This window comes from Bradyrhizobium sp. 604_D8_N2_3 (genome assembly GCF_051810765.1).
GTDB classification, from domain to species: domain Bacteria; phylum Pseudomonadota; class Alphaproteobacteria; order Rhizobiales; family Xanthobacteraceae; genus Bradyrhizobium; species Bradyrhizobium barranii.
The window spans coordinates 471,690-496,331 of the sequence record NZ_JBPWPM010000001.1; the positions used below are offsets into that span (position 1 = coordinate 471,690).

General features: G+C 64.0%; 24 protein-coding genes and 1 tRNA gene. 15 read left to right on the plus strand and 10 right to left on the minus strand.

Annotated features, from left to right (window positions below):
- Nucleotides 1–27 precede the first annotated feature (27 nt).
- Nucleotides 28–306, plus strand: coding sequence for a type II toxin-antitoxin system ParD family antitoxin (locus AB7245_RS02220; RefSeq protein WP_063980433.1), 279 nt, complete (start codon nt 28–30; stop codon nt 304–306).
- Nucleotides 296–592 carry a type II toxin-antitoxin system RelE/ParE family toxin gene (locus tag AB7245_RS02225; protein ID WP_063980434.1) on the plus strand — a complete coding sequence of 99 codons (297 nt, stop codon included), beginning with the start codon at nt 296–298 and terminating at the stop codon, nt 590–592. Before AB7245_RS02220 ends, AB7245_RS02225 begins: the two co-directional genes overlap by 11 nt.
- Before the next feature lie 19 nt (nt 593–611).
- Here the strand turns inward: AB7245_RS02225 and proB are convergent, their stop codons facing one another.
- On the minus strand, nt 612–1,733 hold the full coding sequence (gene proB / locus AB7245_RS02230) for a glutamate 5-kinase (protein WP_028149988.1): 1,122 nt from the start codon (nt 1,731–1,733) through the stop codon (nt 612–614).
- Between the two features lie 195 nt (nt 1,734–1,928).
- Between proB and AB7245_RS02235 the strand changes: the two genes are divergently transcribed.
- Nucleotides 1,929–2,894 (plus strand): Bug family tripartite tricarboxylate transporter substrate binding protein, encoded by a 966-nt coding sequence (locus tag AB7245_RS02235; protein ID WP_063980435.1) that lies wholly within the window; start codon nt 1,929–1,931, stop codon nt 2,892–2,894.
- A gap of 133 nt (nt 2,895–3,027) precedes the next feature.
- Here the strand turns inward: AB7245_RS02235 and AB7245_RS02240 are convergent, their stop codons facing one another.
- From AB7245_RS02240 to AB7245_RS02250, 3 genes are all read right to left on the minus strand, one after another.
- Nucleotides 3,028–4,662, minus strand: coding sequence for an alkaline phosphatase family protein (locus AB7245_RS02240; protein ID WP_063980436.1), 1,635 nt, complete (start codon nt 4,660–4,662; stop codon nt 3,028–3,030).
- A 257-nt stretch (nt 4,663–4,919) separates the two neighbouring features.
- Nucleotides 4,920–5,960 (minus strand): GTPase ObgE, encoded by a 1,041-nt coding sequence (obgE, locus tag AB7245_RS02245; protein ID WP_063980437.1) that lies wholly within the window; start codon nt 5,958–5,960, stop codon nt 4,920–4,922.
- A gap of 85 nt (nt 5,961–6,045) precedes the next feature.
- Nucleotides 6,046–6,528, minus strand: a complete 483-nt coding sequence (locus AB7245_RS02250) for a MaoC family dehydratase (protein WP_014490587.1) — start codon at nt 6,526–6,528, stop codon at nt 6,046–6,048.
- A 118-nt stretch (nt 6,529–6,646) separates the two neighbouring features.
- Between AB7245_RS02250 and AB7245_RS02255 the strand changes: the two genes are divergently transcribed.
- Nucleotides 6,647–7,561, plus strand: a complete 915-nt coding sequence (locus AB7245_RS02255; protein WP_063980438.1) for a DMT family transporter — start codon at nt 6,647–6,649, stop codon at nt 7,559–7,561.
- A gap of 186 nt (nt 7,562–7,747) precedes the next feature.
- On the opposite strand, the gene AB7245_RS02260 is transcribed toward AB7245_RS02255, so the two are convergent.
- From AB7245_RS02260 to AB7245_RS02275, 4 genes are all read right to left on the minus strand, one after another.
- A complete protein-coding gene (locus AB7245_RS02260) occupies nt 7,748–8,341 on the minus strand; it encodes a GNAT family N-acetyltransferase (protein ID WP_063980439.1) in 594 nt (197 codons plus the stop codon).
- 143 nt (nt 8,342–8,484) lie between these two features.
- Nucleotides 8,485–8,754, minus strand: coding sequence for a 50S ribosomal protein L27 (rpmA, locus tag AB7245_RS02265; RefSeq protein WP_011083253.1), 270 nt, complete (start codon nt 8,752–8,754; stop codon nt 8,485–8,487).
- Between the two features lie 97 nt (nt 8,755–8,851).
- Nucleotides 8,852–9,241 carry a 50S ribosomal protein L21 gene (gene rplU, locus AB7245_RS02270; RefSeq protein ID WP_063980440.1) on the minus strand — a complete coding sequence of 130 codons (390 nt, stop codon included), beginning with the start codon at nt 9,239–9,241 and terminating at the stop codon, nt 8,852–8,854.
- A gap of 248 nt (nt 9,242–9,489) precedes the next feature.
- On the minus strand, nt 9,490–11,049 hold the full coding sequence (locus tag AB7245_RS02275; RefSeq protein WP_231143767.1) for a metallophosphoesterase family protein: 1,560 nt from the start codon (nt 11,047–11,049) through the stop codon (nt 9,490–9,492).
- 137 nt (nt 11,050–11,186) lie between these two features.
- Here AB7245_RS02275 and AB7245_RS02280 point away from each other — a divergent pair, with 137 nt between their 5' ends.
- The gene (locus AB7245_RS02280; RefSeq protein ID WP_063980442.1) at nt 11,187–12,320 is read left to right on the plus strand and encodes an ROK family protein; all 1,134 of its coding nucleotides are present in this window, start codon (nt 11,187–11,189) and stop codon (nt 12,318–12,320) included.
- A 169-nt stretch (nt 12,321–12,489) separates the two neighbouring features.
- Here the strand turns inward: AB7245_RS02280 and AB7245_RS02285 are convergent, their stop codons facing one another.
- Nucleotides 12,490–13,353, minus strand: a complete 864-nt coding sequence (locus AB7245_RS02285; protein ID WP_063980443.1) for an alpha/beta fold hydrolase — start codon at nt 13,351–13,353, stop codon at nt 12,490–12,492.
- Nucleotides 13,354–13,589: 236 nt separating this feature from the next.
- Here AB7245_RS02285 and AB7245_RS02290 point away from each other — a divergent pair.
- From AB7245_RS02290 to AB7245_RS02325, 8 genes are all read left to right on the plus strand, one after another.
- A tRNA-Ser gene (locus AB7245_RS02290) sits at nt 13,590–13,679 on the plus strand.
- Nucleotides 13,680–13,842: 163 nt separating this feature from the next.
- Nucleotides 13,843–14,796 carry a LysR family transcriptional regulator gene (locus tag AB7245_RS02295; protein ID WP_063980444.1) on the plus strand — a complete coding sequence of 318 codons (954 nt, stop codon included), beginning with the start codon at nt 13,843–13,845 and terminating at the stop codon, nt 14,794–14,796.
- A gap of 142 nt (nt 14,797–14,938) precedes the next feature.
- Nucleotides 14,939–16,372, plus strand: coding sequence for a 3-isopropylmalate dehydratase large subunit (leuC, locus tag AB7245_RS02300; protein WP_439035690.1), 1,434 nt, complete (start codon nt 14,939–14,941; stop codon nt 16,370–16,372).
- Nucleotides 16,373–17,020: a 3-isopropylmalate dehydratase small subunit gene (leuD, locus tag AB7245_RS02305; protein WP_014490573.1), complete on the plus strand. Its 648-nt coding sequence runs from the start codon at nt 16,373–16,375 to the stop codon at nt 17,018–17,020. It abuts the gene before it with no gap.
- The gene (gene leuB, locus AB7245_RS02310; RefSeq protein WP_063980445.1) at nt 17,017–18,156 is read left to right on the plus strand and encodes a 3-isopropylmalate dehydrogenase; all 1,140 of its coding nucleotides are present in this window, start codon (nt 17,017–17,019) and stop codon (nt 18,154–18,156) included. The genes leuD and leuB overlap by 4 nt, the downstream gene beginning before the upstream one ends.
- Nucleotides 18,156–19,205, plus strand: a complete 1,050-nt coding sequence (locus tag AB7245_RS02315) for an ABC transporter substrate-binding protein (RefSeq protein WP_063980446.1) — start codon at nt 18,156–18,158, stop codon at nt 19,203–19,205. Before leuB ends, AB7245_RS02315 begins: the two co-directional genes overlap by 1 nt.
- Nucleotides 19,202–20,035, plus strand: coding sequence for an ABC transporter ATP-binding protein (locus AB7245_RS02320; protein ID WP_187387865.1), 834 nt, complete (start codon nt 19,202–19,204; stop codon nt 20,033–20,035). The genes AB7245_RS02315 and AB7245_RS02320 overlap by 4 nt, the downstream gene beginning before the upstream one ends.
- Before the next feature lie 38 nt (nt 20,036–20,073).
- Nucleotides 20,074–20,907 (plus strand): ABC transporter permease, encoded by an 834-nt coding sequence (locus AB7245_RS02325; protein ID WP_231143768.1) that lies wholly within the window; start codon nt 20,074–20,076, stop codon nt 20,905–20,907.
- A 20-nt stretch (nt 20,908–20,927) separates the two neighbouring features.
- Here AB7245_RS02325 and AB7245_RS02330 read toward each other — a convergent pair whose 3' ends face one another.
- Nucleotides 20,928–21,821, minus strand: coding sequence for a LysR family transcriptional regulator (locus tag AB7245_RS02330; protein WP_063980448.1), 894 nt, complete (start codon nt 21,819–21,821; stop codon nt 20,928–20,930).
- Nucleotides 21,822–21,937: 116 nt separating this feature from the next.
- On the opposite strand from AB7245_RS02330, the gene AB7245_RS02335 reads away from it, so the two are divergent.
- Together AB7245_RS02335 and AB7245_RS02340 are read left to right on the plus strand one after the other, a co-directional pair.
- A complete protein-coding gene (locus tag AB7245_RS02335; RefSeq protein WP_084795325.1) occupies nt 21,938–23,578 on the plus strand; it encodes an FAD-dependent oxidoreductase in 1,641 nt (546 codons plus the stop codon).
- Between the two features lie 78 nt (nt 23,579–23,656).
- Entirely contained in the window at nt 23,657–24,637 is a 981-nt protein-coding gene (locus tag AB7245_RS02340) for a Bug family tripartite tricarboxylate transporter substrate binding protein (RefSeq protein WP_063985999.1), read from the plus strand.
- The last annotated feature ends 5 nt before the right edge of the window (nt 24,638–24,642 follow it).

The following is a 24,642-nucleotide window of genomic DNA, read 5'->3' on the forward strand; positions in this document are numbered from 1 at the left end:
ATCATTACTTGATAACGGAGCCGTTCCATGGCGAGCAGCTACAGCATTGGAAAGCATTTCGAGGACCTGATCGACGATCTGGTCGAGAGCGGCCGCTATGCCACCGCGAGCGAGGTCATGCGCGAAGGCCTTCGCCTAGTCGAGGAGCGTGAAGAGCGGCGCAGGGTCAAGCTGGAGGCGCTGCGGGAGGAAATCCAGAAGGGGTTTGACAGCGGACCAATGGAAGAGGTCGATGTCCAGGAATGGATGAACGACATCAAGGCGCGGGGACGGCAGCGACTGGCCGCGCGCAAACGTGGCGAATAGATTCCGCAAGGCCCCACAAGCCGACCAAGATCTAGATTCGATCTGGGATTTCATCGCGTCGGACAGCGTTCGGGCGGCCGACAAGCAGATCGCGCGCATCGGCGAGATTTTCGAGATGCTCGTGGAAAATCCCTTGGCTGGCCGCGAACGGCGAGAATTGCGCGACAGCCTGCGCAGCTTCCCCGTTGGCAATTACGTGATCTTCTATGTCCCGCTGCCCGATGGAGTCGAGATCGTCCGCGTGATGCACGGCCGCCAGGATATCGGCTCTGACGACATGCAATAGTTGGCGGACTTGCTCGTCCTTACCCACCCACCACCAGATCGTCGCGGTGGATCATCTCGGACCTCCCGCTGATGCCCAGGATGGCCATCACGTCCGGGGACGAGCGGCCCTTGATCCGCTCGGCGACCTCGGCATCGTAGGCGATCAGGCCGCGGCCGACCTCGCTGGTATCAGGACCGCGCACGATCACGGCATCGCCGCGGGCGAACTGGCCTTCGACCTTGATCACACCGGCCGGCAGCAGGCTGGCGCCGGCACGCAGCGCCGTCACGGCACCGGCATCGATGGTCAGCGTGCCCTTCGGCTCCAGCGTGCCCGCGATCCACCGCTTGCGCGAGGTGATGGGGTTGGCCGGCGTCAGGAACCAGGTGCAGCGGCCGCCGTCGGCGATCGCCTGCAGGGGATGCTCGATCTTGCCCGAGGCGATCAGCATATGCGTGCCGCCTGTGGTCGCGATCTTGGCTGCCTCGACCTTGGTGCGCATGCCGCCGCGCGACAGCTCGGACTCGGCGTCGCCTGCCACGGCCTCGATCTCGGAGGAGATGCTGTCGACCACGGGAATGAGTTTTGCGTTCGGATTGTTCTTCGGCGGGGCGTCGTAGAGCCCGTCGATATCTGACAGCAGCACCAGCAAATCGGCGCTCGCCATGGTGGCGACGCGCGCGGCGAGGCGGTCATTGTCGCCGTAGCGGATCTCGTTGGTGGCGACCGTATCGTTCTCGTTGATGACGGGGATCGCGCGCCATTCCAGCAGCTTGCCGATGGTGGAGCGAGCGTTGAGATAGCGGCGGCGCTCCTCGGTGTCCTGGAGCGTGACCAGGATCTGCCCCGCGCCGATGCCGTGGGCGCCGAGCACCTCCGACCAGATCCGCGCCAGCGCGATCTGGCCGACGGCGGCGGCCGCCTGGCTCTCCTCCAGCTTCAGCGGGCCGCGCGGCAGCTTGAGGCGGCTGCGGCCGAGTGCGATCGAGCCCGAGGACACCACGAGCACATCGCGGCCCTCGCGATGCAGCTTGGCCATGTCGTCGGCGAGCGCGGCGAGCCAGGAGGCGCGCACCTCGCCCTTGTCGGAATCGACCAGCAGGGCGGAGCCGACCTTGACGACGATGCGGCGGAATTGACTGAGTTCGGGGCTGGCCATGTGTGTATGCGTTGGCGCGTGTGACGGATTGCTCTGCATCGGAAACGGCGGAGCGACAGGCGGCGCCGGTTAAGGCCTGCTTTTGCAGCAGGACGATGGCCGGCGCAAGGCGGCTAAAATGGTAAACGGCGCTTGTCCGGGACACGCGTCTGGCTCTAATTGTCGCCAACCATAATGGGCTCAAAGAGGAAACCGATGGATCGCCGCAACTTCATCGCCGGATGTCTCGGGTTGCCGCTGTTGGCGCAGGCGGGCGGATCGCAAGCGCAGGCCGGGCTGACAAAGATGATCTTCCCGTTCGCGGCGGGAGCGGGCGGCGACACGCTGTGCCGGCTGATCGCGCAGGAGATGGCGCCGGCGCTGCAACGGACCATCGTCGTCGAGAACCGTACCGGCGGCGACGGCCTGATCGGCATCAAGGCGGTGAAGGGCGCGAGTGCCGACGGCAGCATGGTGCTGGTGACGACGGGCCCCACCATGTACCTGCTGCCGATGGTGGAGACGACGCCGAGCTTCGACACGGCCAGGGATTTCATGCCGGTGTCGCTGTTGGCGCGGTTCGAATTCGCAGTCGTGATCGGCCCGGCGATTGACGCTGCCGATTTCAAGTCATTCGTGGCGTGGCTGAAGGCGCATCCGGACAAGACGTCGTTCGGGGTGCCGAGCAACGGCACCATTCCGCATTTCATGGGCTCCAAGCTCGAGAAGGATCTCGGCATTCCCTTGACCCGCGTGCCCTATCGCGGGAGCGCGCCCATCCTCAACGATCTCATCGGCGGCCATCTGTCGTTCGGCATCGTGACATTGGCCGATGCGCTGCCGCAGCACCGCGCCAAGGGCGTGAAGATCATCGCGGTCGCGAGCGCGGAACGTTCGCCGTTCGCACCTGAGGTTCCGACGCTGAAGGAGAGCGGCATCGATCTCGTCGCGGATGCCTGGTACGGCATGTGGCTTCCCGCCGGCAGCCCGCCGGACTTCGCCAGCAAGCTCGGCGCCGCCGCGAGTGCGGCGCTCGCCAGGCCCGAGGTGAAGGAGAAGCTCACCGCGATCGGGCTGATCCCGGTCGGCAGCACCGCGGATGGCCTGACCAAGGAGCTCGCCGCCAACACGGCGTTCTGGCAGCCGATCGTGAAGGCGACGGGGTACAAGATCGAGAATTGAATGCCGCGCGCTACTCTATCCCCTCATCCTGAGGAGCCGCGGAGCGGCGTCTCGAAGGATGAAAGGCCCGGCTGTAGCAGCGGGGGCCTGCATGGTTCGAGACGGCGCTTCGCGCCTCCTCACCATGAGGGTTTTAGAGCTTCGCGCGTTGCGCGATCCCGTCCTTGATCGACGCAAGCTCCGCCTCATCCCAGACGCCGATCAAAATGCCGCCCTTCACCTGGAGCTGGTTGTCGGCATAGTTCGCGATCTTCTCGCGCGGCGTGGTGATGTGGTCGTTGGGATGCAGGGCCCAGTCGAACAGCTCGGCCTGTAGCCTCGCGATGATCGCGGCGCATTCCGGATCGTCGCCGCGATCGACGTATTCCTCCGGATCGGTTTCGAGATCATACAGCATCGGGCGGAAGCCGGAGGCGTGGATGTATTTCCAGCGGCCGTCGAACACCATGAACAGGCGGCAGCGTTCGATCGGCTGGTTCAGCTTCAGCCGCACATCCTGCATGGCGTAGTCGTATTCAGAGAACGCGACCTTGCGCCAGTCGGACGGCCTCTCGCCGCGCAGCAGCGGCAGCAGCGAGCGTCCTTCGAGGATGTGGCCCGGCACCTTGCCGCCGAAATAATCGACGAAGGTCGGCGCGAGATCGATGCCTTCCACCAGCGCGTCGCTGCGCGCGCCACGCGTGGCGTCGGCTTCCTTCGACGGATCGATGATGATCAACGGAATCTTCGCCGACTGTTCGTGGAACAGATCCTTCTCGCCCATCCAGTGATCGCCGAGATAATCACCATGATCGGAGGTAAACACGATCATGGTGGTGTCCAGCAGGCCGCGCGCCTCCAAAAACTTCATCAGCACGCCCATCTGGTCGTCGATCTGGGTGATCAGGCCCATATAGGTCGGGATCACCTTCTCGCGAGCCTCGTCGCGCGCCATGTTGCGGGAGTAGCGCATGTCCATGTAAGCGCCGAACACCGGATGCGGATTCTGGCGTTCGCGCTCGGAGCGGATCGCCGGGATCATGTCATCGGTCGAATACATGCTCGCATAGGGCTCGGGCGCGATGTAGGGCCAGTGCGGCTTGATGTAGGACAGATGCAGGCACCACGGCCTGCCGTCGGTCTCGGCCTCGCTGATGAAGTCCATCGCGCGCCGCGTCATGTAGGGCGTCTCAGAGTGCTCGTCCGGCACGCGCGCGGCCTTGTCGGCATGCACCAGGAGCCAGCCGTTCTGCAGGGAGCCGTCGCCAGCTTCGCCGGAATTCGCCCAATGCTCCCAGGGATTGGTCGCCTCGAATCCCTGGCTGCGCAGGTACTCATCGTATTTCGGGCGCGGCCGTCCCGTTGGATGCAGGCCGTCGTCACGCTCATAAGGCTCGAACCCGCATTCGGCAACGTGAACGCCGATCATCGATTCCGGCGGGATGCCGAGCGCCTTCATGCCCTCGAGATCGGGCGCCATGTGGGTCTTGCCGACCAGCACGTTGCGCACGCCGATCTTTTTGAGGTGGTCGCCGAGCGTGGGCTCGCCGACGCGCAGCGGCCAGCCGTTCCAGTGCGAGCCGTGCGAGCGCATGTAGCGCCCGGTGTAGAACGACATCCGCGACGGGCCGCAGATCGGCGACTGCACATACGCCTTGCTGAACAGCACGCCACGCTTGGCCATGGCGTCGATGTTGGGCGTTTTCAGCGTGGGATGGCCGGTGCAGCCGAGATAGTCGTAGCGAAGCTGGTCGCACATGATCCAGAGAACGTTCTTCGCGCGCGCCATGCTTCGCCCCTGCCGTTTCTTGATTTTTTAATGCTGCGCTATCGCGGGCGCGATGACAAGCCAGCGATACGCGTGCCCGCGGCCGCGCATTCCGCTGTCGTCCCTGCGAAAGCAGGGACCCATAACCCCAAGACGTAGTTTTGCGAAGGCTCGTTGTTCGGTACTACAACCGTCCGCAATCGAAAGATCACGCGGTATGGGTCCCCGCTCCCCGTGCGCAATTGCGCACTAGGCGGGGACGACCGTGGGGAGAGAGTTCAAGCCGACCACGGCTCCGCTTCGGCCGCGCTCTTCGCCTTGGCCGATACCGGGGCCTCGCCGATCACTTCGACAAGCGCGCGCAACGCTTCCTTCACGCCGTCGCCGGTGATGCCGGAGAGCAGCAGCGGTGTCTTCTTGGCGGCGCGCTTCAGCCGGTCCTTCTGCTTCTTCAACTCGTCCGGCCCGACCGCGTCGATCTTGTTCAGCGCGACGATCTCGATCTTGTCGGTGAGCAGGCCGCCATAGGCATTGAGTTCGTTGCGAACCGTCTTATACGCCTTGCCCGCGTGCTCGCAGGTCGCGTCGACGAGATGCAGCAGCACGCGGCAGCGCTCGACATGGCCGAGGAAGCGGTCGCCGAGGCCGGCGCCTTCATGCGCGCCTTCGATCAGACCGGGAATGTCCGCCAGCACGAATTCGCGGCCGTCGGAATTCACGACGCCGAGCTGCGGATGCAGCGTGGTGAAGGGATAGTCGGCGATCTTCGGCTTCGCCGCGCTGACCTTGGAGAGGAAGGTCGATTTGCCGGCATTGGGCAGGCCGACCAGGCCGGCATCCGCGATCAGTTTCAGCCGCAGCCAGATCCAGCGCTCCTCGCCGGGCTGGCCGGGATTGGCGTTGCGCGGCGCGCGATTGGTCGACGATTTGAAATGCGCGTTGCCGAAGCCGCCATTGCCGCCCTCGGCCAGCACGAACTTCTCGCCGACATCAGTGAAGTCGTGGATCAGGGTCTCGCGATCCTCGTCGAAGATCTGCGTGCCCACGGGGACCTTCAGCACGATCGCCTTGCCGTTGGCGCCATGGCGGTCCGAGCCCGAGCCGTTCTCGCCCTTCTGGGCCTTGAAATGCTGCTGGTAGCGGTAGTCGATCAGCGTGTTGAGGCCGTCGGCGACCTCGATGACCACGTTGCCGCCGCGGCCGCCATTGCCGCCGGAAGGACCGCCGAATTCGATGAACTTCTCGCGGCGGAACGCCACGCAGCCGTTCCCGCCGTCACCGGAGCGGATATAGACCTTTGCTTCGTCGAGGAATTTCATGGGCCATAGGTAGGGCAGGTGGTCCCGCGCGGCAACCCGGACTTATCCCTGAATCGGCCGAATTTCCGCGAATTTGACCCCGTGCTTAACCCGCAGGCCGTCTCCGGATCAGGAATTTCTGCATCCCCTCCAGCACCAGCTCCTTGCGCTGGTTGAATACGGTGCTTTTGAGCGTCACCGCGCCGGTCGTGCGACCCGGCACCAGCTCCGTGACCTCGAGCGCGGGATAGATGGTGTCGTCGGCGAACACCGGTTTGAGGAACCGGCTCGATTGCTCGAGGAAGCCGACCAGGGAGTCCTCGACCATGAACGGAAACAGGCCTGCGCCGGGCGCCGTGTGGATCAAGGTCTGGAAGCCGTGGGCGAGCAGATGCGGCATGCCGCGGCTGCGGCAATATTCCACGTCGTAATGCACGGGATGAGTGTCGCCGCTCGCGGTCTGGAAGGCGGCGAACACCGCCGAGGTCTGGGTGCGGCTCGGCAGCACGAAGCGCTCGCCGACCACGAAATCCTCAAACCAGCGTTGCGCGGGGATCATGCGATGCCGCGTCGGGTCGAAGTCGGTCATGTCCATGCTCTCTAGTTGGGGAGGCGCCTATCGCTATCGCGCCGCGAAGAGTGCGACAATCCGTTCAATCGGCAGATGCGGGCTTGTCCGGCGCGCCCACGTGATTAAAACGGCGCCAATGCCCTTCTTCAAGAATCTCTCCGCCTATGACGACCGCTCCGCACGCCTGGCCGGCATTGCGTTGATGGTGCTGTCGATCTTCATGTTCTCGTTCGGCGACGCCATGGGCAAGTTCCTGGTCGGGACGTATTCGGTGGGGCAGCTCTTGTTCCTGCGCGCCTGCGCGGCGCTGCTGCTGCTGTCGCCGCTGGTCTGGCGGCAGCGTCACCAGTTCCTGCATCTGGAGCGGCCGCGCCTGCAGCTGTTTCGCGTCGTGCTGTCGACGCTGGAAGTGGCCGCTTTCTTCCTCGCGACGGTCTATCTGCCGCTCGCCGACGTCATCACTTATTATCTCGCCGGCCCCATCTTCGTCACCGCGATGTCGGCGATCTTCCTCGGCGAGAAGGTCGGCTGGCGGCGCTGGACGGCGATCCTGATCGGCTTCTGCGGCGTGCTGATCGCGTTACGGCCGTCGGCCCAGACGGTCAGCCTGCCGGCGCTGATCGCGCTCGGCGGCAGTCTGTCGTTTGCGACCCTGATGCTGATCACGCGCAGCCTGCGGAAGACGCCCGACATCGTGATGGCGTCGTCGCAATTCATCGGCACGTTCTCGCTGGGTGCTGTGCTGTCGGCATTCCACTGGGTGCCGCCGACACCGGGCAGCCTCGCGATCTTCGCAATGGCGGGGTGCGTCTCGGTGACGGCGCTGTTCTGCGTCAACCGCTCGCTCAAGCTGGCGCCGGCGAGCGTCGTGGTGCCCTATCAATATTCGATGATCGTCTGGGCCGTGATCTTCGGCTTCGTCGTGTTCGGCGACGTGCCGTCGATTGCCACCATCATCGGCGCCGCCATCATCATCGGCGCCGGGTTCTACATCTACTTGCGCGAACGCGATCTCGGCCGCCCGAGCAACGAGGTGAATCCGCCGGCGTAGCTGCGGTCACACCGTCGTCCCGGGGCGCGCGTAGCGCGAGCCCGGGACCCATACCCACAGGACGCCGTTTTGCGATAACTCGGAGCGGGAGTTTTTGTCCCCCACTTCTCCCTGGGATTATGGGTCCCGGGCTCGCGACTTTGTCGCGCCCCGGGACGACAGCGGAGAATGGAGCAGTTCTCCGCCCTACCTCATCCGTCTCGCACTGCTCCAGTTCTTCAGCGACGACCACACGCCGCGTGACAGGCGGAAGCAATCGACCGGCGTGGACGAGCCCAGCGCGAGGAAGCGATGCAGCTGGACGCCGCTCCACTGGAAGCCGCACTTCTCCAGCACGTTGCGCGAGGCCGGATTGGTGACGCGCGCGCCCGCATGGAGATGATCGTCCTCGAATTCCTCGAAGAAGAAGTCGATCGCGCCGCGCGCCGCCTCGGTGGCAAAGCCCTGGCCCCAATGCTCGACGCCGAGCCAGTAGCCGAGCTCGGCATTGTCGGGCGTGGAGCGGTCGATGCCGACCATGCCGACCGGCCCGGTGTCGTGCTCGATCAGGAACACGGTCTCGCTGCCGAGCGCGGCGGTGGCGCGGACGAATTCGACGGCGTCGTCCTGCGAATAGGGGTGTGGAAGGCGGCGGGTGTTTTCCGCGACACGGCGGTCGTTGGCGAGGTGGGCGATGGTCCTGACGTCGGCGAGAGTCGGGCGCCGCAACGTCAGCCGCTCGGTGGCGACGACGCTCGGTCTCGCCTCCCGCAAGGTCACGCTCGAGAAATCCTGCAACATGTCCGGCTCCGTCAAAGTCACTAAGTGAAAAGTGAGCAAGTCAAACGAAAGGGGAGGCCGGTTTCCCTGCCTCCCCTGGAGCCGTCTTGTGGACTCCGCCGGTTCGGTCAAGGACCCGGCGGACTCCAAATTTGGTCCACCGTCTATTCAGCCGCCTCGGCGATCGGGAGTACCGATACGAATGTGCGGCCGTTGGCTTTGGCTTGGAACGTGACGCGACCCTCGATCTTGGCGAACAGAGTGTGGTCCGTGCCCATGCCGACATTAAGGCCGGGATGCCAGGTGGTGCCGCGCTGACGCGCAATGATGTTGCCGGGAATCACGACTTCGCCGCCGAACGCCTTGATGCCGAGGCGCTTGCCCTTCGAATCGCGACCGTTGCGCGATGAACCGCCTGCTTTTTTATGAGCCATGGCTCGTCTCCAAAATCCTGCGTACTTCTAGATCAATTCCTTGACGGAATCATTTCACAATTTCTCACGCATCAATTCGTGATTGCGCGTGATCAAATTATGCGGCGGCTTCTTCGGTGGTCGCTTCCTTGGCGACCTTCTCCCGCTTCGGACGCGGGCCCTTGGTGGGCTTGGCGCCGTCCGTCAGGATCTCGGAGATACGGAGGACCGTGATCTCGTCGCGATAGCCGCGCTTGCGGCGCGAATTTTTGCGGCGGCGCTTCTTGAACGCGATGACCTTCGGCCCGCGCTTGTGGTCGAGCACCTCGACCGCAACGGACGCGCCTGCGACCGTCGGGACGCCCAGGACCGGCGTGTCACCGCCGAGCACCAGCACTTCATTCAGCTGTATGATCGAGCCGACTTCGCCTTCGATCTTGCCTACTTCGAGAACATCATCCGGCACGACGCGGTATTGCTTGCCGCCGGTTTTGATGACTGCGAACATCGTTTTTTCTCCGTGTTCAAATCCCGGCCTCGCGACGAGAATCGTCCGGGCCGGCTTTTTGTCAGTCGCTATGGGTTTATGCGCGTTTTGTGCGGGCGGGAGTTATCCCTTTGAAAACCCACGCAAAAACAAACAGCGCGAGAAACGCCCCGCGCCGGTTGCGGGACTTATAGCCGCCGGACGCGGAGAGTCAAGGAAAAGCGCCGAAAACCGAAGAGTTTAGGGCAATTCACCCGTAATCCAGGAGGCTACAAGGCCTGCGCATGGAGGATCTCGTGGCTCTCCCATCGGTCCCATTGGCTCATGCCCGCCCCCAGGGTGCGCTCGGCCATCAGCCGGCACGACAAGGACCCGGTCTGGTGATTGACGTCGATGCGGTTGATGGACAGGAAGATCCTCCCATCATTGGTCGGAACCTTTCCGACGGAACTTCCGCATCCCAAAACCGCGATCGGAGGTGGTCCCGGTATCGACGCAACGCGAGGGATATGCTTGTGCCCGTGAAGCACGGCGGCAAATCGCCGCTGGCGGACGAAGTCCCCGAATTCGGCGGCGTCCTCAAGCTGGTCGGTCTTCTCGAAAAATCGTCCCAGTATCCGCTCGTAGAACGGCCTTGCATACCAGGCGGGATTATCGACCGGGAGCGGATGATGATGGAGTACGCCAACCAGCGTGTGATCCCGCCAATCGCGTTTGTGGTCGATTTCGTTGCCAACGTCGGCAAATTGCTCCGGCCCAATCTTGCCCGCGGCGAGACGGCCGCCGGCCACTGAATTGAAGCAGACCAGACCAAGAGGCCGATCATCGAACCATCGCACGCGATTTGTCGGGAGCTTGATCGCGTTTCTCAGGTTCTCGCTCAGATAGCCATCTGTTCGGACGTCGTGGTTGCCCAAAACGAGGATCGGTGGTTCCTCCGTGAGGTTTTGCGCTGTGTCGAGGAACTGTCGCGCCGAATTGTAGTACTCGTCTTTGGGATCGTCGATCAGATCGCCGCTGATGACCAAAACGACCTTTTGCCCATTCGGTATCTCGTGGATTTGATTCCGCAACAATTGTTGCAGACGGGGCAAGCTCGTCGCTGCCTCGGTGCTTCCGATGTGAAGGTCGCTGATATGCAGCAGCGTCGTGGTTGATGCTGCAGTAGCTCTGGCCTCTGGAAATCTCCTGAAATATTCGGCTTCGAATGTCTTTAATCCGCGAAACCTGGATATCTTGAGATTGGACAACGCCCATCCCGCGCATTCGCGGACAGCAGCCGGCGTCTTGCCTGCAAAGGGCAGAAACACGGAATCCTCGTTGGGTCTCCAGAACAGCAGCCCGGGCCACCGCGTCATTGCGTTCAACGCAGTCTGAAATGGGGGGAAGACGTCCAGCAGCGCTTGCGGGTGATCGTCGAGATCCCGGGGCTGCATGATCAGGCCGTCGTCTTGCCAGTTCACCTTATGGACGAGATCGTAAAGAAATTCCGGAGAGGCCAGAAAACGATCCAGCTCCATATTCTTCATCGATGGCACGATCATGCCGATCCAAGGGTAGTGCGAAAACAGTTGTTGCAGCGACTCGAGGATCTCAAGGGGAATCTCCTGCCCGTAGGGAATCTGGCTCAATTGCGCACGTGCCGCCTCAGCGACCTCGCGCACCTTGTCCTTGTTCCCGCGAGAGGAGACAAAACGCTCCGGCAATTGGCTTAGGAACATTTCCAGCGATTCGTGCTCATCAGGCGCGGCACGCCGGGGAATGTGTCCGCCAGGCTGAAGCAAATGGGCCAACCAGTTGACGGTGGCCAGGTCGAAGGCAATTCCCATTCGATCCTCCCCACAATCTGAGGGCGAACAATATACCATATATCCCCGGACGTGGCCAGAACTGTGCCATGGGCAACGCAACCAAACGGGTTCCCGTTTGTTGTCCCGCCGGATTTTTGCAATCGGGCAGGGCTTTCATGGCAACGGACGAACTGGTCAAGACGACGACGGGCATCGCCGCCCACGGTGCGGCGCGGCTGCCGTCAGTGGACATCGACAGTTTCAACATCGAGATGAAGGACGAGGACGGTTTCCTCGGCGACCGCGCCAGCAAGGGCGCGTTCCGCGAAATCCTCGAGCGCTGGCGCAAGCCGCTGCGCAAGTCCGGCGAGGATCCGTTCGGCAAGGAGCCATCGGATGAGATCAGCAAGAAGACGCTGGACGCCATCCTGATCGGCGATGACACCGAGGCCTGGGCCGTGGTGCATAGCGCCATCGAGGACTTTGCCCAGGAGCTCGCTTACGTCACCCGTCGCTTCCTCAAGAGCAAGGCCTGGGCGAAGACCGCGCGCATCGTCGTCGGCGGCGGCTTCCGCGATTCACGGCTCGGTGAGCTCGCGATCGCGCGCACCGGGATCATCCTCAAGGCCGAGGATTTCAAGATCGACATGGTGCCGATCCGCGCCCATCCCGATGAAGCGGGCCTGATAGGCGCGCTGCATCTGGCGCCATCATGGATTTTCGAGGCTCATGACAGCATCCTCGCCGTCGACATCGGCGGCACCAACATCCGCTGTGGCCTGGTGGAGACCGGCTGGAAGAAGGCCAAGGACCTCTCGAAGGCCAAGGTCGTGAAATCCGAGCTGTGGCGTCATGCGGATGACGAGCCGACCCGCGAGGGTGCGGTGAAGCGGCTCACCAAGATGCTGAAGGGGCTGATCACCGAGGCCGAGAAAGATGGCTACAAGCTCGCTCCCTTCATCGGCATCGCCTGCCCCGGCGTGATCAACGAGGATGGCTCGATCGAGAAGGGCGCACAGAACCTGCCGGGCAATTGGGAGAGCAGCAAGTTCAACCTGCCGGCGAGCCTGATCGAGGGCATCCCCGTGATCGGCGACCACGACACCGCGATCCTGATGCACAATGACGGCGTGGTTCAGGGCCTCTCCGAGGTGCCGTTCATGCAGGACGTCGATCGCTGGGGTGTGCTCACCATCGGCACCGGGCTCGGCAATGCCCGCTTCACCAACCGCCGCAAGGACAACGGCAACGGAAAAGACCGGGATTCTACTGAGAACGGCAAGAAAAAGAGTAAGGCGGACAAGGAGTAACCTTGACTGGTTAGGTTAAGGACCGGATTGCGTTGCGGCGCACAGGACACTCGCTAGGGTCGAATCGTCGCCTCACCCTGGCCGGCGAAGCCGCCCTTCCCAGCCAGTATTTCAATGAGCGGCACGGGACCGCCAGTGTTTACCGCGTCTGGCGGTCCCACCCCTGTCTTCAGCTCCAGCCGATCCGCTGAAAGAACGCCGCGATCTCCGCGGCCGCGCGATCCGGATCTTCCCGATGCGGGAAGTGGCCGACGCCCGGAAACATCGCAAGATCGAGATCGCCAAACGTCTCGCCCAGACGATCGGTCCAGGCATAGGGAAACAGCGGATCGTGCTCGGCCCAGCGCACGCAGGTCGGCGCGTTGATCGGCGGAAGCGATAGGGCTTCGCCCTTCATCATCGCGACCCGCCCGGCATGCGAGGCGCGATAATGCGCAAAGCCCCCGGCGAGATTGCCTTCTCTGAAGAAATTGTCGGCGAAGGCGTCGAGAACATCGTCGAAGGCGCTCTCCCGGTGCGCCCAACCCTTGAGGAAGTGGCTGATATAGAGCCGGCAGCTCTCGCGGCTCATGCCGACGAGCGCGGGCGCCATCTCCATCTGGTGGAAAGATTGATACCAGATGTGGTTGAGCCTATCGGGCGCCGCCATGCGCGGCCCGATGCCGGGATAGACGAAATCGAAGAAGAACAGCCCCGCGAGCCGCTCGGGCGCCTGCCGGGCCAGCGGCTGCATCACGGCGCCGCCGACGTCATGGCCGACCACGGCGAATCGCTCGATGCCGAGCCCCTCCATCAGCGCCAGCATGTCGGCGGCATGGCCGTCCGGCCCAAAAGGCCCGTCCGGCTTGTCGCTGTCGCCGAAGCCGCGCAGATCGGGCGCGATCAGCATGAAACGGTCCGAAAGCCTTGATATCACCGGCTCCCAAGTCAGCCAGAATTCCGGCCAACCATGCAGCAAAAGCAGCGGTTTGCCGCTGCCAGCGCGGACCAGGTGGAAATCGGCGCCATTGGCCTTGATCGTCAGGTGCTCCACGGCAGTTCCTCCCGGCGGTGAGAGCGTTTTCGAGCGAAGCGGACACCGGTTCGCCTCAAGAAAACGCGTCAAAACAAGAATCTGGAGCCCCGTTCCGATTCATCGGACCGTAGACGGCTCCAGGGCAGGGCTGAAAGAGGCAGCGGATTTTCCCCTTTCGCGCCTTGTCTGGCCCGCCATCCTCGCCTATTAACGCCCCCAACCACAGGGGCCCTGCTCCTTACTTGGCGCCTTCAGGAGAGGTGGCAGAGTGGTTGAATGCACCGCACTCGAAATGCGGCATAGGTGCAAGCCTATCGGGGGTTCGAATCCCTCCCTCTCCGCCATATTAAAGCGACTTTGAGAACTCCCACCAAGGACAGTCTCTCTGCGTCCCAGCAGCCTCTGCTGTCGTCCCCCCGGGGACCGCAATCTGACGCCGCACTTGCGACTGGCTGCCAAGCTTCTCCACAATGCCCCTCGTGACGACCCGCCCGAGGATCATTCCGGATGACGGCTAAAATCGATCTGCTGACGCTGCAATTGTTCGTGGCGATCGTCGAGGAGCAGAGCATCGCGAAGGCGGCGGAGAAGAAGAACATTGCCGCGTCCGCGGTCAGCCGGCGCGTCTCGGATATCGAGGACCTGTTTCAGGTCGAGCTGCTGCATCGTCATTCGAAGGGGATCGAGCCGACACCGGCTGGCTTCGCCCTGCTCGAGCACGCCCGCATCATCCTGGGAAATCTCAGCAAGCTCGAGAGCGAGCTGACGGGATACCGGCAGGGCAAGCGCGGGCTGATCCGGATCTGTGCCAACAAATCCGCGATCCTCGAAGCGCTCGCCGACGAGCTCAGCCTGTTCCTGGAACGGCATCCGCTGGTCCACATCGACATCGAGGAGGATCTCAGCCCCGCGATCGTGCGTGCGGTGGTGGAGAACCGGGCCGACATCGGCATTTTTGGCGGCAACATCGACGGGCAGGATCTGGAGCTGCTGTCCTATCGCAGCGACAGCCTGGTCGCGCTGGTCACGCGCGACCACCCGCTGGCGGGCCGCGATAGCGTTCGCTTCCGCGAGCTGGTCGATTTCGACTTCGTCAGCCTGGAGAAGGGCAGCTCGATCGAGACGCTGTGTGTCAGGGCCGCCGCGGCACTCGGGCAGCACCTCAAGGTGCGCATCCGCGTCAGCAGTTTCGATGCGCTGTTCCGCGTCGTCGATGCCAGGATGGGGGTCGGAATCGTGCCGCTCGAGATCGTTCGCGACCGCTACGGCGTCGACAGTCTCGTCACCGTCCCGCTCGACGAGTCCTGGGCGCGACGCGACCTGGTCATCGGCGTGCGCGATTACAAGTCGTTGCCTTCGGTGACGAAGCTGCTGGTGGAGCATTTGCGGACCCATGATGATGCGCGTCTCACCATGGGCGGCGTCTCCGACCGGCTGACGGTCGTGCGCGGCCGAAGCTGACATCGCTCCTGCCGACGGCCTGCCATCGCCGGCCGCGATGGCTCCCTGCCCAACCGTCACTGCACATTTCCGCGACGGACTTCTATCCTGCTTCTCAAGCTCGCTGTCGGTCGGCATGATCGGCGGCAACACGGCACATCAGATGCCGAACAGGGGAGGACGGATCGTGGACACGAGTGGCCGCACGCTGCTGGCCAAAATCTGGGACCAGCATGTCATCGCCCATGTCAGCGATGACACCGATCTGCTTCACGTGGATCGCCATCTGCTGCATGACCTCGGCGGCTCCAGCGGCCTGATCAATCTCAAAAGCCGCAACATTCCGGTCCACAATCCCGAACTGACCTTCGCGACGCCCGATCATGCGATTTCGACGGCGTCCGGACGTGCCGGCACGATCAAGACCGGGTGGGAGCTGCTGGCGGCGTTGCGGACCGAGACGTCCGCCAGCGGCATCCGGCTGTTCGACCTCGACCAGCCGGGGCAGGGCATCGTCCATGTCATCGGGCCGGAGCTCGGTCTCAGCCTGCCCGGCTGCCTGATCGTTTGCGGCGACAGCCACACCTGCACCCATGGCGGGCTTGGCGCGCTCGCCTTCGGCATCGGCTCCAGCGAGCTCACGCATGTGCTGGCGACCCAGACCATCATCCAGCGCCGGCCGAAAACCATGCGGGTGACGTTCGACGGCCGGTTGCCGTTCGGCGTGACGGCGAAGGACCTCATCCTCGCCTTGATCGGCCATGTCGGAGCCGCCGGCGGCACCGGCTATGCCGTCGAATATGCCGGCAGTGCGATCAGGGACATGCCGATCGAAGGGCGGCTCACCATCTGCAATCTGTCGGTCGAGCTCGGCGCCAAGATGGGGCTGATCGCGCCGGATGAAACGACGTTCGATTATATCCGCGGCCGTCCCTATGCGCCGCAAGGCGAGATGTGGGAGCGGGCCGTCGCGGCGTGGCGGACGCTGCGGAGCGACAGCGACGCAATGTTCGATCGCGAGGTGTCGATCGACGTCGGAACCATCATCCCCCAGATCACCTGGGGCACCAGTCCCGAACACGTCCTTGGTGTCGATGGCCGCATCCCGGATCCCGCTGATATCGCCGATCCCGCGCGCCGCGGCGCGATCGAGATCGCGCTCGACTATATGGGCCTGAAGCCCGGTGCGCCGATCGCCGGCACGCCGGTGGATTGGGTCTTCATCGGCTCCTGCACCAACAGCCGCCTCAGCGATCTGCGTGCCGCGGCCGAAGTCGCGCGCGGCCGCAAGGTTGCGCCAGGCGTGCGGGCCTGGGTCGTGCCGGGGTCGGAGACCGTCAGGCGCGATGCGATGGCCGAGGGGCTCGACAAGATCTTCATCGACGCGGGCTTTGAATGGCGCGAGCCCGGATGCTCGATGTGCCTCGCCGCGAACGGCGAGACCGTGCCGCCCGGCCAGCGCTCGGTGTCGACGTCGAACCGGAATTTCATCGGCCGGCAGGGGCCGCGTGCCCGCACCCATCTGGCAAGCCCGGCCATGGCCGTGGCGGCGGCGGTGTCCGGCGCCATCGCCGACGTCCGAACGATGGAGCGCTAGATGCCGCAAGCCTTCACCAAGCTGACCGCGACTGCGGCGCCGATCATGCGCACCAATGTCGATACGGACGTCATCATCAGCATCAACCGCATGATCGGAAATTCCGTCCGCGGCAGTCTCGGAAAATGGGCGTTCGGTTCGCTCCGCTATTTGCCTGATGGCTCGGATAATCCGGAGTTCATCCTCAATCGCGAGCCCTATCGCGCAGCGGAAATTCTGGTGACGGGACCGAACTTCGGCTGCGGCTCGTCGCGGGAGGCGGCGGTGTGGTCGCTGCAGGAGATGGGCATCCGCGCCATCATCGGATCCGGTTTCGGCGACATCTTCTTCGCCAATTGCTTCCAGAACGGCATCCTGCCGGTGGTGCTGGACAAGGCCGTCATCGACGGCCTCGCCGCGGAGATCGAAGCGAGCCAGGGCGCGGGACGTGTCAGCGTCGATCTGCAGGAGCAGACGGTTACCTCGCCATCGGGCGTACGGCACGTCTTCGAGATCGATCCGCGCCGGCGTGCGGGTTTGCTCGAAGGCCTCGATGAGATTTCGCTGACGTTGCGGCGCGACCACGAGATCCGCGCATTCCAGGCATCCGACCGCGACGCGCGGCCGTGGATTCACTTTGCAGGACATCAGGCAGGACAATTGGCATGAACACGCTCTCGAACATGATCAAGGTCGCCGTGGTCGGCGGTGAAGGCATCGGTCCTGAAGTGACCGACCAGTCTCACCGCATTCTCAAATGGTTTTCGGCGAGGCGCAGCATTCCCGTGGCGCTGCGCGAAGCGCAATACGGTCTCATCCCCTATCTCGCGACGGGCAAGGTGTTGCCGGACGACACCGTCGAGGCGATGGAGGAGGCCGACGCGATACTCTGGGGCGCGACGGGTGGTCCTGAAACCACTGAGGTCCCTCCGGCAGCGCGCAAGGCGGGAAGCCTGCTGTCGTTGCGCAGCAAGTACGACCTTTATGCGAATCTCCGGCCCATCGTCGCCAATCCGGCGCTGGCGGACTCCGCGCCGCTCAAGGCCCCGGTGCTGAAGGATGTCGACTTCATCATCATCCGCGAGCTCACCAGCGGCATCTATTTCGGCGAACCGCGCGGCATCGAAACGCTGCCGGACGGCCAGCGCCGCGGTTTCAACACCCAGCAATACACCACCAGCCAGATTCGCCGGGTGGCGCGAACCGCGTTCGAACTGGCGCGGACGCGCAAAGGCCGGGTCTGCTCCGTCGACAAGGCCAATGTGCTGGAAACCAGCGTGCTGTGGCGCGAGGAGGTCACCGCGCTGCATCAGGCGGAATTCTCCGATGTGGAGCTGACACACCTCTATGTCGACAACGCTGCGATGCAGATCGTGCGGGCGCCGTCGCAGTTCGACGTCATGGTGACTTGCAATATCTTCGGCGACATTCTCTCCGATTGCGCCGCGATGGCCTCGGGCTCGCTGGGCATGCTGCCGTCGGTCTCGCTCGGGCCGCCGGACCGGCTGGGCCGCCGCAAGGCGCTCTATGAACCGGTTCACGGCAGCGCGCCTGATATTGCGGGCAAGGGCATCGCCAATCCGCTCGGCTCGATCCTCAGCGTCGCAATGATGTTGCGCATCACCCTCAATCGGCCCGATGATGCCACGCTGCTGGAGAAGGCCGTGGATACGGCGCTGGCTGCCGGCGCAAGAACGGCCGATATCGCCGAACCCGGCGCAAAAAGACTTTCGACCCAGGAGATGGGCGATGCGGTTCTGAACGCGCTCGACAAGGTGGTCGGCAAGGAGAGGGAGCACGCGTGATGAGGACTCGGGTCACCAGACGGGCCGCGTTGACGATCGTCGCCGGCGCCGGTGCGTCCATGGCGGCAGGACGGGCGTGGGCGGATACCCCGTCGGGCCGCGTGATCTATCCGGTGGCCATTCCGGTCTATCAGTCTCAATTCGTCGCCGACCGGGCCGGATTCTTCAAAGAGGCCGGCCTCGACTGCAAGCTGATCCAGGGCGGCAGCGGCGTGAAGACGCGCGAGATCATCGCTTCGTCCCAGGGCGATATCGGTATCGGCGACATCACCCACCCGATGCAGCTCAGCAATCACGGCCGCAGCGCGCGGGTCCTGATGCCGGTCGATACAAGAAGCAACGCGGCGATCTTCATCATCCGCAAGGATCTGTTCGATCAGGGCATCACCACCCTGGAGGCGCTGGCGAAGTGGAAGCGGCCTGACGGACGAAAGCCGATCGTCTCGGTGTCGTCGCTGGGCGGCACCAACCACGTCTGGGCGTCCTACTACATGGAAACCATGGGGCTGGACGACAAGGTGACCTGGATCGGCACCGGCAATGTCGACACCATGATGGGCACGTTGAAGACGAAGCAGGTCGATGTTCTCATCAACTCGCCATCGATCCTGAAGGATTCAGTGGAGCAGGGCTGGGGTGCGCTGTTGTTCGATGGAACGGACGAGGCAGTCTGGGCCAAGTATATCGGCGGCAAGGTCCCGGTGACGTCTCATTTCACGCTGCAGGCGACCATCGACAAGGACCCGCAGAAGATGCAGGCGTTCGTCACGGCGCTGTGGCGCGCCACCCTGTGGATCAAGGGGCACTCTCCCGAAGAGATCTATGATATGATCGAGCCTTACGTCGGAAGCACGTCGCGCGATGCGAATATCTTCGACAGCGGCGTCATGAAGAAGGTCACCGATTACGAAGGCATCATCGATGCCGCCAGCTTCGCGCGCGGTCAGAAGGTCTGGTTTCGTGAAATGACCGGCATCAAGCCGCTCGCGATGGCCGACGTTGTCAACACCAGCTTCATCGAAGCGGCACGCAAGGCCTATCCCGCTTGACGATCCAGGCCTTACACACGCCGCACGTCGATGCGCCGCCTGAGACGCGGCGCATCGACGTGCGCGGTTTGTGCAAGACGTTCCAGCTGGCGGGTACGGCCATCGAGGCCGTGCGCGACGTCTCCTTCAATGTCCGGCGCGGCGAATTCGTCGCCCTGCTGGGGCCATCCGGCTCGGGCAAGAGCACCGTCCTCAACATGATCGCAACCCTGGTCAAGCCGACCAGCGGTCAGATCCTGATTGATGGTACGCCCGTCGTCCCCGGACAGGCGACGCCCAATGTCGGCTATGTGTTCCAGCGCGACACCCTGTTTCCCTGGCGCACCGTCGCCGACAACATCGGCTACGGCCTCGAACTGGCGGGTGTCCCGGCGGCGGAGCGAAAGGATCGTGTCCGTGCCTGCCTGGCGCAAGCCGGGCTGCAGGATTTCGACAATGCCTATCCCTCGGCGCTGTCGGGCGGCATGCGCCAGCGCGCCGCCTTGATGCGAACGCTGGTCGTCGAGCCGCAGGTTCTGCTGATGGACGAGCCGTTCGGCGCACTCGACACCCACACCAAGATCGACATGCACGATGTGCTGCTTCGCATCTGGGAACGCGAGCAGCAGACCGTGCTGTTCGTGACCCATGATCTCGGCGAGGCCCTGACGCTGGCAGACCGCATCATTCTGTTTTCCGCGCGGCCGGGCCGGATCAAGGAGAGTTTCGAGGTGGATTTCGCCCGCCCGCGCAATGCCGTGAAGATCCGGGAGACGCCGCGTTACGCCGAGCTGTTTCAGCTGATCTGGCACTCGCTCGGCGAGGAATTCATCAAGGGCCGCAAGCCATGAGGCGCGCGCGCCGCCCCGGCAGAACGTTCGCATGGCAGATGTTGATCTGCATCGGCTTCCTGTCGATCTGGCAGTGGGGGTACGATCTGCACGGCCGCCTTCCCTGGCTGGTGCCGGATCTGCTCGACCCCTATTTCGTGTCCAAGCCGTCCGACATCTTCGAGCACTTCCTGATCCTGAGCTGCCTCAAGTCCAAGCTCGGCGTGTTCAACGGCTGGTTCAATGGCGAATTCACCCGCTGCATGGCGCGATCCGAGAACAATCTCTGGATCGCGACCGCCGTCACCCTGAAGAACACGTTCTTCGGTTTCGTCACCGGCGTCAGCAGCGGCTTTGCCGCGGGCCTCGTGCTCGGCCGTTCGGACCGGCTCAGCGCGATCTTCCAGCCGTTCATCACGGCGGTGAATTCGATCCCCCGCATCGCGCTGGCGCCGATCATCGTGCTGGCCTTCGGCATCGGCGATACCTCGAAGATCGTCACGTCGTGGATCGTGGTCGTCTTCCTGGTGTTCTTCAATACGTTCGAAGGGGCGCGCTCGATCGACGAGGGCTTCGTCAACGCAGCGCGGCTGCTCGGCGCCAGCGAGTGGCAGATCACCCGCACGGTGGTCATCCCCTCGACCATGGCCTGGGTCTTCGCCTCGCTGACGCCTGCGATCTCCTTCGCCCTGATCGGCGTGATCGTCGGCGAGTTCATCGGCGCGGAACGAGGAATCGGCCGCCTGATCATCGAATCCGAGGCGCGGGCGGAGGCATCGGGAATGATGGTCGCCGTCGTCGTGCTGATGCTGGTCGGCGTCGCGCTGTCCGCGTTGATCTGGCGATTGCAGGCCTATCTGCTGCGCTGGCAGCAGCATAATCTCGCGGAGTAGCCCGAGCAGCGGCCTGCGGATTACGACCCCGCCAGCACCGTCCGAGCCGTCGTCACAAACGCCTGCGCCGCCGGCGACAGCGTGCGTCCCTGACGCTGCAGCAGCGACACCGGGCGGATGATCGCCGGGCGTATCAGCGGTCTTGCGATCAGCGTCGGGAATTGATCGGCGGGCAGCATCGTTGCGGGGAGGATGGCGAGGCCGAGGCCTTGTGCTGTCATGGCGAGCGCGGTGTTGATCAGCGTGACCTCATAGGTTGGAGAAAGGTGCTTGCCCTGCGCACCGAGGGCGTGATCGATCTGCATGCGGATCCGCGTCTCGCGCCGCATCGCGATGGTCGGAAGCTGCGCCAGTTCGTCCCATGTCAGTGCGCGCCGCGCGGCGAAGTCGGCGGTGCGACGGCCGATCGCGCTCAGCCGCCCGCGGGTCAGCGTCTCGATCGTCATCTCCGCGAACTCACCTTCGACGCTGCCGATCGCGAACTCGGCATCGGTTGCGATCAGGCGCGGAACGAGATCGTCGGCGGCGACGTCGCGCATGTCGATGTCGATCTCGGGATGGCCTGCGCGGAATTTCGCGAGAACCTGCGGCAGCAGTGCCGAAGCGGCACCCGCCGACGCGACGAACGCGACGCGGCCTGCGCGCGCCTGCGCGAGGTCATGCATGCGCCGTGACAGGCCCAGCGCATCGCTCAGCATGCGTTCGGCGGCGTGAAAGGCCTCGTCGGCGGCCAGCGTCGGCTGCACCGAACGCGTGGAGCGATCGAACAGCTTCACGCCGAGCTGCACTTCGAGCTGCTGGATCAGGAGGCTCGCCGCCGATTGCGTGATGCCCAGCTCGCGGGCGGCCCGCGTGATGCTGCGCGTGCGATACACGCCGGTGAAGGCCCGCAATTGTCGCAAGGTGACATTCATAGCTAATTCTCATGAATTGATGAGTTCTTTCCGACTTATCGCATAAGAGGCCTTGCAATAAAATGCATACTGCGCGGGCAACGAATCCGCGATGATGCAAGGGGATGGAAACGAGCATGAGGACACAGGTGCTGGTCGTGGGCGCCGGGCCCGTGGGATTGACCGCGGCCATGGATCTGGCCTCGCGCGGGATCGACGTCGTCGTCGCGGAGATCCGCCACGCCGGCGATCCGCCCAGCGTCAAATGCAATCACGTCTCGGCGCGATCGATGGAAATCTTCCGCCGGCTGGGCGTCGCCGCAAAGCTGCGCGACGCGGGCCTGCCCGCGGACTTCCCGAACGATTGCTCCTATCGGACCACGGCGACCGGTATCGAGCTGTGCCGTATCGACATTCCCTCGCGCGCGCGCCGCTACAGCGCCACCGGCGGCCCCGACACCTGGTGGCCGACGCCCGAGCCGCCGCACCGTATCAACCAGGTCTATCTCGAGCCGATCCTGTTCAGCCACGCCGCCGCTCAACCGCGCATCACCATTTTGGCGCGCACGGAAATCACCGATATCGAGCAGGACGACGATCGTGTGGTCGCGCTAGGTCGCGACCTCGACAGTGGAGACGCGCTCCGCATCGAGGCCGACTTCGTGGTCGGCTGCGATGGCAGCCGCTCCCTCGTCCGCAAATCGATCGGCGCCAGCCTGTCCGGCACGCCGGTGATCCAGCGGGTGCAATCAACCTTCATCGAAGCGCCGCAACTGAAGGAGTTGATGGGCGCGCACAAGCCGGCCTGGATGGTGCTCTCGCTCAACCCGCGACGTTCCGGCACCACCGTTGCGATCGACGGCCACGACCGCTGGCTGATCCATAATCATCTGAGGCCCGACGAGCCTGAGTTCGACTCGGTCGATCGCGACTGGTCGATCCGTGCCATCCTCGGCGTCGACGAGCGGTTCGAGTACAAAATCCTCAGCAAGGAGGACTGGGTCGGGCGCCGGTTGGTGGCCGATCGCTTCCGCGACCGCAGGGTCTTCATCTGCGGCGACGCCGCGCATCTGTGGATGCCCTATGCGGGCTACGGCATGAACGCGGGCATTGCTGATGCCGTCGATCTCTGCTGGCAATTGGCCGCGCGTCTGAACGGATGGGCGTCGGCTGCGATCCTTGATGCCTATGAGGCGGAGCGCCAGCCCATCACCGACCAGGTGTCGCGCTTTGCCATGGATCATGCGATGAAGATGATGGCGCAGCGCGGCGGCGTGTCCACGGAGATCGAGGATGACACGCCGCGCGGCCACGCGGCGCGCGCTTCGCTTGCGAGAGCGGCCTACGATCTCAACGTGCAGCAATATTGCTGCGCGGGCCTCAACTTCGGCTACTACTACGATGCCTCGCCGATCATCGCTTATGACGGCGAAACCCCGCCGGCCTACGCGATGGGAAGCTTTACGCCCTCCACCGTGCCGGGCGCCCGCGCGCCGCATGTGTTTCTCCGCGACGGACGATCGCTCTACGACGCCTTCGGAGCCGGCTACACGTTGCTGCGGTTCGACCCGGCAATCGATGTGGCGCGGCTGCTCTCAGCCGCAGAACAGCGCGGCATGCCGCTCGCGCTCATCGACATCGCGCCGGATGAGGCGAACGGGGCCTATGCCGAGAAGCTCGTGTTGGCACGACCCGACCAGCACATCGCCTGGCGCGGGCAGGCCGCGCCCGAAGATCCGCAAGGCCTGCTGGCGCGCATCACAGGCGCTGCGGCGTGATCGAATAGCAGGCTGCCTGCCAACGGCACGGCAGCCTGGTTGGCCTACAAACAAGAATACGTAATGGGGGAGGAGAAATTGTTTCACGTTGCAAGGCGCCGCATTCTGGCCGCGCTGACGGCCGCGACTTTCGCCGTGCTGCCGCTGGAGGCCGGTGAAGCAGCCTATCCGGACCAGTTGATCAAGATCATCGTGACCTTCCCGCCCGGCGGCAGCGCCGACACCGTCATCCGTGCGCTCGAGCCGCTGGTCACCGCGGAGCTCAAGCAGAGCCTGGTGATCGAGAACCGCGCCGGGGCAGGGGGCAATATCGGCATGGCCGCGGTGGCCCAGGCCAGGCCCGACGGCTACACGCTCGGCGTTGCGCCGGCGGGCGCACTGACGGTGAACCCGCACCTCAATTCGTCGATGCCGTTCGACCCAAAGGATCTCGCGCCGATCACCCTGCTGGCGGAAATTCCCTTTGTGCTGGTCGCGTCCGCGGACGTGCCCGCGCGCAATGCCGCAGAGACGATCGCGCTCGCCAAGGCGAAGCCGGGCGCGCTGTCGATCGGGCATGGCGGCAATTCGACCGCGATGCATCTGACGGCCGCGCTGTTCACGCAGAAGGCGGGGATCAGCATGGAGCTCGTTCCGTATCGCGGGACGGCGCCGGCAGCGGTTGATGTCCTTGCGGGACACGTCCCCTTCGCGGTGCTGGATATCCCCGCATCGAGGCAACTGATTCTCGAAGGCAAGCTCAACGCCGTCGGCGTCTCCTCGGTACGTCGCCTCCCATCCTTGCCCGATGTGCCAACCCTTGCCGAGAGCGGTATTGCGGGCTTTGAATCCGTAGGCTGGTTCGGGCTCGTTGCTCCCTCAGGCACGCCCGCGGACGTCATCAGCAGGCTGAACGAGGCTTTCACAAAAGCCCTGAAAGACCCGGTGGTGGCCGAGAAAATCCGGACCCTCGGCGCAGAGCCCGCGCCGACCTCGCCGGAGCAGTTCGGCCGCTTCATTCAGAGCGAGAGCACGAAATGGGGCAAGCTCATCAGCGAGGCCGGCATCAAGGCGAATTAGGCCGC